Genomic DNA, 12,831 nt, shown 5'->3' with positions numbered 1-12,831 from the left:
TATGAAAATCATGAAAAAACTGTTTATAATACTATATCTGCTTACTAATATATTTGTATTGGGAGCATGTGGAGATGTGGAAAGTGAGGGTGACCCACAACCACGTGTACCGAGAGTAGAAGTGGAATCTGATGATTATTATGTACAGATTACACAGGAGAATATGGATGGGGTTGCTTTTGTCTACCGTTGGCTGGATATAGAAACAGCATCGAAGTATGTTATGACTTTAGGACTGCAGGTAGATGGAGAAATAACTGAAACAATGGGTGTGGAAGATAAAAGCATACTTACTTATAACGGAGTACGCGAACAGCTTTTTACCAATCAACAGATAATGGAATATATGAAAGCTTTTGGAGTGGACGAAAAAGAAGCTCAGTTTAGCATTACATTGGAAGCGTTTCAGTCGGATGGTATGCCAATTACTTCAGAAATGGACAAAGAATCAAAGACTTCCATAATCCATATTGTATTGGGACCTGGTGTTGAATTGAATTCGAGTATGGAATAGATTAGTAAAATTAATAAAAAACTGAGAACTTATGTTATACTTACAACATACGATTACGCTTGGAATACTCTCCCTGCTTACATGGGGGTGTGGTAACAGCGATAAACAAAAAGGTGAAGCAGAACAAGCTCCATTGGCAGACAAAGTGTGGTATTCAAATCCTGTCATCGATTCCGATAATCCGGATCCGACAGTGATAAAAGCGGAAGACGGATATTTCTATTTGTATGCTACCGGAGGAAATACATGGATACACAAATCCAAAGACTTGGTTCACTGGACTTATGTGGGCGGTGCTTACGAGGATGATAAGAAACCGTCATGGGAACCGGAAGCAGGTATTTGGGCACCGGATATCAATTATATCAATGGAAAATATGTGATGTATTACTCCTTGTCCAAGTGGGGAGGTGGAGCAACTTGTGGTATTGGTGTTTCTGTTTCGGACAAGCCGGAAGGACCGTTTACTGATCAAGGCAAATTATTCCGTAGCAATGAGATCGATGTTCATAATAGTATCGACCCTTTCTATATTGAAGATGATGGTAAAAAATATCTTTTCTGGGGAAGCTGGTATGGTATTTGGGGTGTTGAATTGACTGAAGACGGTCTTGGACTGAAAGGAGGTATTGAAAATGCAAAAGCGACAAAAATACAGGTCGCTGCCAATACTGGAGGTACCAATGCTTATGAAGGATCATATATCTTGAAAAGAGGTAAATACTATTATTTGTTCTGCTCTACAGGCACTTGCTGTGACGGTGCAAATAGTACATACCAGACAGTTGTGTGTCGTTCCACCGAGCTTTTTGGTCCTTATTTGAATAAATCAGGTGACAACATGAATGATAATAAACATGAGGTACTGATACACAGAAATGATGCGTTTCTAGGGACAGGGCACAATGCTGAAATAGTGCAGGATGATGAAGGTAAAGATTGGATTATCTATCATGCTTACCGGACTGCCGATCCATCTTTAGGGCGTGTAGTATTGCTTGATAGAGTTTATTGGGATGACGATGATTGGCCGTATCTCGTAGGGGACGGACCGGTTGTGAAGGCGGAAGCTCCGACTTTCAAGAAGAGTAAGTAGTTGACATAGGGTGGTTGTAGCTATGATAACTGCAACGACCCTATTTTATTCTCGAATTATAAATTTATTGCTTTTAAATGTTATCATGAAAAGAGGATTATTGCTTTTACTCTGTGTCATGCAGAGTTTTATATTTGTATTGCATGCGCAAAACACACAGCGAAATATTGCTTATACAGATGATAATGTAAGATTTACAGTCATTTCTGATGGAGCAATCCGTCTGGAATATGCACCGGATGGGAAATTCGTAGACGATAGATCTCACATCGTTGTGAATCGTAACTATCCCCAGGTAGATTACAAGCTAAAAACAAGAGGGGGATGGGTTGAAATAACGACTTCCAAAATGAAGATGCGTTATAAGAAAAACAGTGGACAGTTTACAGATAAGAACTTGGTTATCACTGCCTCTAAAGAAATATTACCTTTTACTTGGAAACCCGGTATGCAACAGAAGGGCAACTTGAAAGGAACCTATCGTACATTGGATGGTATGGATGGTGATACACAGACACAAACATGGGTGGCTGATACAAAGAAAGGTGATAAACTGAAACTGGAAGATGGTCTGTTGGCTACTGACGGTTGGACTCTGATTGATGATTCTCAGGGACTTTTGTTTGATGATAATAAAGATTGGGATTGGGTGAAAGAGCGTCCGGCTAATGGCGGACAGGATTGGTATTTCATCGCATATGGACATGACTATAAAGCTGCCTTGAAAGATTATACCCTCTTTGCGGGAAAAGTACCATTACCTCCCCGGTATGCATTTGGTTATTGGTGGTCACGCTATTGGTTATATTCTGACAGGGAGTTCCGTAATCTGATTGATAATTTCCATACTTATCAGATTCCTTTGGATGTATTGGTGGTAGATATGGACTGGCATTATACAGAACAAGGAAAAGGTGGTTGGACCGGTTGGACATGGAATCGTGATTTATTCCCGAACCCAAAGGAGTTTTTGGGATACTTGAAACAGAATGATGTGAAAATCACCCTTAACTTACATCCGGCGGATGGAGTAGCTTCTTATGAAGAAAAATATCCTGGATTAGCAAAAGATATGGGAGTCGATCCTCAGTCCAAACAGACTATTCCATGGATAAATTCAGATAAGAAGTTTATTAAAAATATGTTTAAGAATGTATTGACGCCAATGGAGAAAGATGGTGTTGATTTTTGGTGGCTGGACTGGCAACAAGGGATATATGATCCGAAGGTGAAGAATTTGAGCAACACTTGGTGGATTAATTATGCTTTCTTTAGTAATATGGAAAAGAACAGGGACACACGTCCGATACTATATCACCGTTGGGGAGGTTTGGGTAATCATCGCTATCAGGTGGGTTTCTCCGGTGATGCAGTTGTTTCATGGAAATCATTAGATTTTCAGCCTTACTTCAACTCGACAGCTTCCAATGTATTATATGGTTATTGGAGTCATGACCTGGGAGGACATATCGGTGAAAGTATAGATCCGGAAATGTACACTCGTTGGTTGCAATTCGGAGCCTTAAGCCCGATTATGCGTACACATTCTCAAAAAAGTGCCGGTTTGAATAAGGAACCATGGGTATTCAACAAAGAATATTGTGATGTTCTTCGTAAGACAATCCAGCAACGTTATGAGATGGCGCCTTATATTTATACAATGGCTCGTAAAGGTTATGATGAAGGATTAGCACTTTGCCGTCCGATGTATTATGATTATCCGGATAATAAGGAAGCATATGAATTCCGTAATGAATATATGTTTGGAGATGATATTCTGGTTGCTCCTGCCACAGCTCCTGCAAAAGATGGTTATGTACAAGTGCGTGTGTGGCTGCCCGAAGGTGAATGGTATGAGTTGCATACAGGCACCTTACTGAAAGGAGGACAAATAGTGGAACGTCCTTTTGCTATTGATGAATATCCGATTTATGTAAAAGCGGGAGCGGTATTACCGATGTATACAAGAAAGGTGATGAACCTGAACGGTAATGATGAGGAGGTTGTTGTTACCGTATTCCCTGGTGGAAATGGAATTTCGTCCTTTAATTTCTATGAAGATAATGGAAACGATAAGAACTATGCTTCGGAATATGCTGTGACTAAATTAACATCTTCCAGCCAAGGGCAGGAACGAACGATTGTTATCGGTAAACGTGATGGTCAATATAAAGATATGCCTGAATCTCGTTCATTCAAAGTGAAAGTGCTCTCATCACTTGTTCCTCAGTCTGTCACTGTAAATGGTCAACCTGCCAAATATGAATATTTGGGTGAAGAGTTTGCTCTTTCGGTTGATTTGTCTGTTTTGTCGTGTGATCAGGAAAAGGTTATTAAAATAGTTTATCCTACGGAAACAGCTGATATGAACGGCTTGTTGGGAGTATCTAGACGAATTGCTAAATCTATGGAGCAGTTAAAATACCGTGATTCATATATTTGCTTCAAGGAAGAATTTGGTAAAATGGGAAGTCTGAGTGAAGCGGTAATCTATGCACCGGAGAAGATCTCTTCTTTAGTTTCCGATTTCTGGAAAAGTTATACTGACCTCCCGGAGGTTTTGAAGCGTCAAGGTTTGAATGACGAAAATAAAGCTTGGTTTTTGCAATCTATTTGCTGGAGCAAGCAATAGTATGAGAAATGTAATAGTGGGGTGATAAAAGCATCCCACTATTTTTTTTATAAGTAATGAAGGGCAAGCCAGATACTGTAGTTGATATTTTCTGATGTTGCTCCGTTTTAGAAAATGTTTGTATTTTTATGACCATTTATATAACTATGCTATATGTAACATCACTTTCGGGGGGGGAGATATAGGCTGGATGATAATAGAGGAAAGCACACAACATAATAAAATAGTAAAAGTGCTCCAAAACATACTTGAGATAGTCGTTTTATAGGTTCTTGACCTGTTTTTGTCATTTATTGAACCGTTATTTTTATTCTATTAATAGGATAGCGTTTTATTTTGCATTTCGTTAATAGTGCGCATTGGAATAATGTATAGTTATTTTTTTCTTTTGATTTTTATATTTATTGTTTAACGAATAATTAAATACAATGAAAAACCTTTTTAAAACAAAAAAAGGAGGGAAACAGGTTAGGTTTGTATTGTTTTCCTTGATTTGCCTGGGTGGATTGGGTAGTTGCATGGACAAAAATGTGGAAGTAAATCTTCCGTCTTATGTAGCTTCTGATCCTAATGTTGAAGTTGTTTTTACTGACTATTCTCCCTTAGAAGGTGCTGTGCGCACGAACATGTTTATCAATGGTAGTAATTTTGGGACTGATCCTTCACTGATACGAGTGGTTGTTGGTGGTAAGGAAGCGAAAGTTGTTAGCTCTTCCGGTACACAGATTTATTGTATTGTTCCTTCCCGTGCGGATGGAGGATTTGTGCAGGTGGATATATTGAATAAGGATAAAAGCTTGAATGCCACCTATACATTTGAACAAAAGTTTTCTTATCAGTATAATGTAGTTGTCGGCACGTTGTGCGGTGTAGTAGATAGTGAAGGTAATACTTCTATTACGGATGGTAATTTTGATAAAGCAGGAACTCAAACTCCTCTTGCCATGTACTATGACGAATCATCAGGCGAACGTTGCATTTATTTTTTCGAGAATGAACATAGTTTACGTAAAATCTATCTAGATAAAGATTCCATAGCTACTGTGATTACCAATGGTGCTGCTGGTTGGAGTAGTGCTCCGAGTGGGCTTGGCTGGAGTGTGGGCAGGGATACTATGTTTGTGAACTGTCCGCAGGGGAATGTAGAACGTGCAGGAGCTTATTATCTACTTCGTAAAGAAAATTTTAAAAATTCTTATCCGGCTTTAAATGGGGATGATTTCAATACATTATTCACACATCCTATAGATGGTACTATCTTTTTGTGCCGTGGTCGTGATGCTACGCTTCATAAAGCGGTTTGGAATGAGAAGACACAAATGTGGGATCCGAAGCAGATTGCCAAGATGGGACCAAGCGGCTGGTTTCAATGTGTTACTTTTCATCCAAGTGGAAACTTTGCTTATTTAATAGCACGTGACAAGCAATGTGTGATGAAAGCAGAATATAATTGGGCTGGTAAATATCTGGAAACTCCTATTACTTTTGCTGGAGAGTTCGGGTCATATGGTTACAAGGACGCATCCCAAAATTCAGCCCGTTTCGATAATCCAATGCAGGGGTGTTTTGTGTTGAACGAAGAATATGTGGCAGAGCAACGTTTAGATGTATATGATTTTTATCTTACTGATGCTGCCAATCATTGTATTCGTAAGATCACTCCTGATGGTATTGTTACAACGTTTGCTGGTCGCGGAAGTTATTCGACAGATCAAATAGTATCAGGATATATTGATGGTGATCCTCGTGAAACAGCACGTTTCAACTATCCTTTAGGACTTTGTTATGAAGAGTCTACAGGTACTTTCTATGTTGGTGACAACGGTAATCACCGTGTTCGTACCATTGCATTGCAGTAAATTGATGATTAATACACAATTCTTATTTTATGAAGAAATTTTTATTTATGATATTATTGCTGACAACAGGTTGCGTCATTGATATGTATGCCCAGAGTCAAACGATAGAGGTAACCGGTATGGTCAGAGATGCCGAAAAGATACCTTTGGCTGGAGTCAATATTTCGGTAAAGAATGTTGCAGGTTTGGGAGTTATCACTAATATTGATGGTGAGTATAAGATCAAAATAGCTCCTTACAGTACGCTGATCTTTTCTTATATAGGATTTGAAACACAAGAAGTCCTGATAAAGGATAATATGAGTAAGGTTGATGTCACATTGCGCGAATCTTCTGCGAGTGTGATCGATGAAGTGGTTATCACTGGTACAGGTGCTCAAAAGAAGATAACAATGACAGGTGCAGTCTCTACGGTAGATGTGGATGTGCTGAAGTCATCTCCTACTTCAAGTCTGGTAAATGCATTGGCAGGAAATGTTCCTGGTGTGTTAGCGAGGCAGACTTCCGGTAGACCGGGAGCCAATATGTCGGAATTCTGGATTCGTGGTATTTCTACTTTTGGGGCAGGCTCCGGAGCATTGGTTTTGGTAGATGGATTTGAACGTAGCCTGAATGAAGTCAATGTGGAAGATATTGAGTCGTTCTCCGTATTGAAGGATGCTTCGGCTACAGCAATTTATGGTAGTCGTGGTGCGAATGGCGTAGTGTTGATTACTACTAAGAGAGGTAAGGCTGGTAAAATTAATATCAATGCGAAAGTGGAAACTTCTTATAATACACGTACCATGACTCCTGACTTTGTAGATGGTTATACTTACGCTACCATGCTGAACGAATCACGTACAACTCGTTCTCAACAGCCAATGTATTCCCAAGATGAGTTGAGACTGATTCAGACAGGACTGGATCCAGATTTGTATCCGAATGTGGACTGGATGGATGTATTGTTAAGAGACGGTGCAATGACTTATCGTGCTAATCTTGATATAAGTGGCGGTGGTTCTGTGGCACGCTACTTTGTGTCAGCAAGCTATGTTAGCGAGGGGGGGATGTATAAGACAGACGGCAAGTTGAAAGATTATAATACAAATGCCAATTATCAGCGTTGGAACTATCGTATGAATGTAGATTTTGATGTTACAAAGACCACCATGGTGACGGTGGGTGTTTCAGGCTGGCTTTCTACTCAAAATGATCCGGGACTTGGTTCTGATGCATTGTGGAAGTCTGTAATGGGACAGACACCTATTAATATGCCAGTGATTTTTTCGAACGGAAGAATTCCGGCCGCTGGAACAAGTGAGCGTACTAATCCATGGGTAATTGCTACACAAACTGGTTATTATGAGGAGTGGCAGAACGTAATTCAAACGAATGCAACTTTGGACCAGAAATTGGATTTTATAACGAAAGGTTTGAAGTTTACCGGACGTTTTGGATTTGATACTTATAACAATAACTATCGTAATCATAAGCAGTGGCCTGAACAATGGCAAGCCGAACGTCAGCGAGATTCTAACGGTGAAATCGTTTTCAAAAAAGTGGCAGAGAAACAGTTGATGTTTCATGAGTCTTCTGCTTCAGGTAACCGCAGGCAGTTTTTGGAGGCTATTCTGCAATATGATCGTAGATTCGGCGATCATTCGGTGGGCGGTACGTTGAAATATACTCAGGATGAATATGTCAACACACAAAGTACAGCCGGCTATGATTGGCTACCTAATAGGCACATGGGACTTGCTGGCCGTGTTACCTATGGATGGAAATATCGCTATATGGTTGATTTCAACTTTGGTTACAATGGTTCAGAAAATTTTGCCCCAGGTAACCAATTTGGTTTCTTTCCTGCATATTCAGTAGCATGGAATATTGCGGAAGAACCTATTATTAAGAAGAATCTGAAATGGATGAATATGTTTAAGCTTCGTTATTCTTATGGTAAGGTAGGTAGTGACAATATTGGAACTCGTTTCCCTTATCTGGAGCTTTTTGAAAGTAGAAATCCTTATAATTGGGGAGATTACAATACTCCTAATGTGGATAATGGACAGATTTATAAGCAGATATCTTCTTCTGGTGTGACATGGGAGATTGCTACTAAGCATGATATAGGTGTTGACTTCTCTCTATGGGATGACAGGTTTACTGGTACTGTAGATTACTTTCATGAAACACGTGATGGAATCTTTATGCAGCGTCAAAGTTTACCAGGAACTTTAGGTCTGAGTTATCTTACCCCTAGTGCGAATGTAGGTAAGGTACGTTCTACCGGTTTTGATGGAAATGTTGCTTTCAAACAGGATATCGGCAATGTCAGTCTGACTGTACGCGGTAATTTCACTTATAGTAATAATAAGATTCTAGCTGCTGACGAGGCAAATAGTGCATATCCTTATATACGTGATACTGGGTATCGCGTCAATCAGGCGAAAGGTTTGATAGCTCTTGGCTTATTTAAGGATTATGATGATATACGTAACAGCCCTCAGCAAACAGAATGGGGAACAGTAATGCCTGGTGATATTAAGTATAAAGATGTGAACAGTGATGGCGTGATTAATGATAGTGATAGGGTGCCTATTGGTTCTACAACCCGTCCGAATTTGATTTATGGTTTTGGTATGTCTGCTACATGGAAAGGGTTTGATGTGAATCTGCATTTCCAGGGTGCTGGTAAATCCTCTTTCTTTATTGATGGGTTCGGAGTCAGGCCGTTTAGTGGTGGTGATTGGGGTAACATTCTTACGGATGTAGTAGGAAACTACTGGAGTCTTGGCACGAATGAGAATCCTGATGCCAAATATCCTCGTTTGACTTGGCAGAATAACAGTAACAATAACCGTGAATCGACATATTGGTTGCGTGATGGTTCATATTTACGTCTGAAAACGGTAGAGGTGGGTTATACACTTCCAAAGAACATCAGCCGTGCCATCTTGATGAATAATGTACGCATCTTCTTTATCGGGACAAATCTGTTAACATTCTCTAAGTTCAAATTATGGGATCCTGAAATGGGGAGCTCTAACGGGCAGCAGTATCCATTGTCTAAAATACTCACTTTAGGTTTAACTGTTAATATATAATACGAAATATGAAAAAGAAACATATATTGTTTTCCACCATTATCAGTATGGGAATGATGGTTTCCTCTTGTTCTGATTATTTGAGCGTGGAGGGGAAATTGGGAGAAAATACCCAGAGTTTGGAAAATATATTTGAAAATAAAGAATGGTCGGAACAATGGTTGGCGACTGCGTACGCTTGGCTGACATGGAGTAACATCGATATTGGTTCGAAAGATAACTGTATCACTAACTTTTCCGACGATATGTGTTATAGCGACCGTAATCTTGAATATCGTGTATTCAAATATTGTGAATATGATGAGAATTGGAAACAAGACTCTTGGGCACAAGCTTATGATGGTATTCGTCATGCCTCGATTTTTATTCAGAATATTGACCGAAATAAAGAAATGACTCCGGATGAAATTGTTGATTATAAAGCACAGGCCCGTTTTGTACGCGCTTATTTCTATTGGAAGTTGTTGCAAAAGTACGGTCCTATACCAATTATACCTAATGATGGTGTGATGGACTATAATGCTGCTTATGAGGATCTTTATATCCCACGTAGCACGTATGACGATTGTGTCAACTATATTGCAGAGGAAATGAAGCTTGCAGCGAAAGACCTACCATTGAAACGTGATACACGTAATATGGCACGTCCTACTCGTGGAGCAGCTTTGGCAACTCGCGCAAAAGCATTGCTTTATGCTGCCAGCCCTCTCAATAATCCGCGTCCAACTGATACTGAACGTTTCACGGATTTGGTGGATGATGAAGGACGCTATCTGATGGCTCAAGAATACAATGAAGAAAAGTGGGCAAAGGCGGCAGCAGCTGCTCGTGATGTGGTAGAACTTGGTCGTAAGGGTGTGTATGAGCTACATACGGTCTCAGCTCACTCTACTGGTACAATTGATAATCCGGCAACGATTGCTCCTCCTACGCATGCGGTATATTCTCATGCGGATTTTCCTGCAGGATGGCGGAATATTGACCCGTTACAGTCTTACGAGACACTTTTTAATGGAGTGATTTTTCCTTCGGAAAACAAAGAGATGATTTTTACAACCGGACAGAACAACGGAGATATCAATACGATGATTCAACATCAGATGCCAATAGCATTCGGAGGTTATAATTGTCATGCTATGACAGGTAAGCAATGCGATGCCTATCAGATGAATACCGGAAAACCTTTTGATAAGACGAAAGACTGGACGGGTGATGAAAATTATGTGAGTGCCGAGGAAGCAGCTAGTGGTGATTGGGCACCATTGGTGGAAGGTGTGAATAAACAATATGGACATCGTGAACCACGTTTTTATGCTACGGTAGCATACAATGGTTGCTTATGGAATGGTACTAATGCTGTACAGTCGTATGACCGGAATCTAATCATATGGTATTATCGTGGTGAAGAGAGTGGCTGGAGTAATTCAGGTGATCGTTGGTTGGCTACTGGTATTGGGATCAGGAAATTTGTTAGTTCTCGTGACAACTTTAAGACAGAGGGAGGGGTTATCTCAAAGCCTGTGATTGGTATTCGTTATGCTGACGTGTTGTTATGGTATGCAGAGGCATTAAATGAATTAGGTGCGAGTACTTATCAGATTCCTTCATGGGATGGAACTCAGTCTTATGATATTTCACGTGATAAGAATGAAATGAGTTATGCTATTTCCAGAGTTCGTATTCGTGGAGGAGTTCCCGATTTTGGATCAGATGTTTATGAGAATGCTGATGAGTTCCGCAAGCATTTGAAGCATGAGCGCCAGATAGAGTTATTTGCAGAAAACAGTCGTTACTTTGATCTGCGCCGTTGGAAGGATGCCGAATATGAGGAGTCGCAGCAGATGTATGGTTGCAATGCATATATGAGTAAAACAGAAAGAGACTTATTTCATACTCAAGTGATCAATTCGAACTTGCCGACTACTTTTAGCCGTAAAATGTATTTCTGGCCGATTTCCCATGATCAGTTGAGAAGAAACTTGCGTCTGACTCAGAACCCGGGATGGACATATTATGATTAACCTTATTAAATGGAAAAATATGAAAAATTATATCGTATATTTTATATTGTTATTAACGCTTGTTCTGACTGGTGCATGTAACAATGAATGGGTGGAAGAAGTGTATGTGCAAAATGTCGGATTGAAAGCCCCTGTCAATAGTAAGGGAGTGACTGATGTATATTTGCGTTATCAAGCGAACGGTGAAGTGACTTATCGGCTACCGGTGATTGTAGGTGGCTCTACTATGAATGAAAGAGATCTGGATGTTGCTATTGATGTGGATCCGGATACATTGATTGGTTTGAATGAAGCTCGCTGGAAACAACGTGAAGACTTGTATTTTCAATTACTGGATAAGAAACACTATGAGTTTGCCTCTCCTACTTGTCATATTCCGGCTGGGGAATGTCAAGGTTTGTTTGATATTAAATTCAAATTTAACGGACTGGATCTTGTTGATAAATGGGTACTTCCATTGACGATTTTGGATAGTGACTTGTATGATCCGAATCCACGCAAGAATTATCGTAAAGCACTTCTCCGTGTGATGCCGTTTAATGATTATTCAGGATCTTATGGAGCCACCAATATGTTTGTATATATGATGGATAATACGAGTGCTATGGTTTCAAGTACACGTACCTTGCATGTAGTGAGTGAGAATCAATGCTTCTTCTATGCCGGAGTCATTAGTGAAGAATTGAAGGATAGAGATAAATATAAGATTGTGTTGACTTTTAACGAAAATGGGACACTGACAGCTGAACCTGCCGATCCGACTAATGCCATGAACTTCCGACTTATAGGAGATGCGCCTACTTATACGACTAGCATGTCTTTAGATGAAGTAACTCCTTATTTGGAACATCATTTCACGACGATTTATATGTCATATACGTATGATGATGTGACAACGTATGAAGATAAAGATATCGTTGTACCTTGTCGTGCTGAAGGTAGTATGTTGATGGAACGAAAAGTTAATAGCTTGATTCCTGATACAGACCAAGCTATTCAGTGGTAAAAATGGGAAATATGCCGCAAGAGTAAGATCTTATTGTCTGATATTTATTGATACAAAATATCGTGAGATGATATTCTGTAGAATAAAGCGGAAAGTCAGTTTATAAATAGAGAGAAGGCTATCTTATTATATATAAGTTAGTTTTCTCTTTATTTTTTCAGCAAAAAAACAATAGGTTCTTGACAAATGCTTTTTATTTCCTGATTAGTATCAGAAATGGTGTATCGACTATAGGCAAAAAGGCTACAAATTTCATGAAATTTGTAGCCTTTTTGTTGTAATAGATAGAGTTGAGAACTCGGAAATCCGATTGCAAAGTTTTTAATAAACTCAAATACTGTTCTTAATAAACTACTCAAAGGTTTATTTAAAACGTGATATCCGTTTATATGGGAAATTGTTCATATTTTTGTATGTTTTCAAGTTTGCGTTTGGAATACTCTTTGCTAAAGGTAACTATAATAAACAAATTAGAAAGTAATCTAATGATACAAGTTATTCGTTTTATGCAAAATTTAGACGTGAAGTTCCAGTATGAAACGGGTTCCTTTGGTATAACTGGTATCTAGCGTCAGGCTACCATTCATTTTTGCGGCGATAAGTGAGCAGATTGGTAA

General features: G+C 39.4%; 7 protein-coding genes. All 7 read left to right on the top strand.

The features are described 5' to 3' along the window. The first annotated feature begins 1 nt into the window (after nt 1). The 7 genes from BXY_RS09945 (at nt 2) to BXY_RS09915 (ending at nt 12,214) form a co-directional block, all read left to right on the top strand. Nucleotides 2-514: a hypothetical protein gene (locus BXY_RS09945; protein ID WP_004317120.1), complete on the top strand. Its 513-nt coding sequence runs from the start codon at nt 2-4 to the stop codon at nt 512-514. A gap of 31 nt (nt 515-545) precedes the next feature. Beyond that, nucleotides 546-1,610 (top strand): family 43 glycosylhydrolase, encoded by a 1,065-nt coding sequence (locus tag BXY_RS09940; RefSeq protein ID WP_004317122.1) that lies wholly within the window; start codon nt 546-548, stop codon nt 1,608-1,610. Nucleotides 1,611-1,695: 85 nt separating this feature from the next. Further along, nucleotides 1,696-4,242 carry a glycoside hydrolase family 31 protein gene (locus tag BXY_RS09935; protein ID WP_004317125.1) on the top strand — a complete coding sequence of 849 codons (2,547 nt, stop codon included), beginning with the start codon at nt 1,696-1,698 and terminating at the stop codon, nt 4,240-4,242. A 428-nt stretch (nt 4,243-4,670) separates the two neighbouring features. Then, nucleotides 4,671-6,101, top strand: coding sequence for an IPT/TIG domain-containing protein (locus BXY_RS09930; RefSeq protein WP_004317127.1), 1,431 nt, complete (start codon nt 4,671-4,673; stop codon nt 6,099-6,101). Nucleotides 6,102-6,130: 29 nt separating this feature from the next. Then, nucleotides 6,131-9,187: a SusC/RagA family TonB-linked outer membrane protein gene (locus tag BXY_RS09925; RefSeq protein ID WP_008770554.1), complete on the top strand. Its 3,057-nt coding sequence runs from the start codon at nt 6,131-6,133 to the stop codon at nt 9,185-9,187. 8 nt (nt 9,188-9,195) lie between these two features. Further along, nucleotides 9,196-11,208, top strand: a complete 2,013-nt coding sequence (locus BXY_RS09920) for a RagB/SusD family nutrient uptake outer membrane protein (protein ID WP_004317131.1) — start codon at nt 9,196-9,198, stop codon at nt 11,206-11,208. Nucleotides 11,209-11,227: 19 nt separating this feature from the next. Then, on the top strand, nt 11,228-12,214 hold the full coding sequence (locus BXY_RS09915; RefSeq protein WP_004317133.1) for a DUF4973 domain-containing protein: 987 nt from the start codon (nt 11,228-11,230) through the stop codon (nt 12,212-12,214). The last annotated feature ends 617 nt before the right edge of the window (nt 12,215-12,831 follow it).

This window comes from Bacteroides xylanisolvens XB1A (assembly GCF_000210075.1).
Classification (GTDB): Bacteria; Bacteroidota; Bacteroidia; order Bacteroidales; family Bacteroidaceae; genus Bacteroides; species Bacteroides xylanisolvens.
The sequence above is the reverse complement of the archived record's forward strand: the minus strand, read 5'-3'. Positions and strand labels throughout refer to the sequence as shown.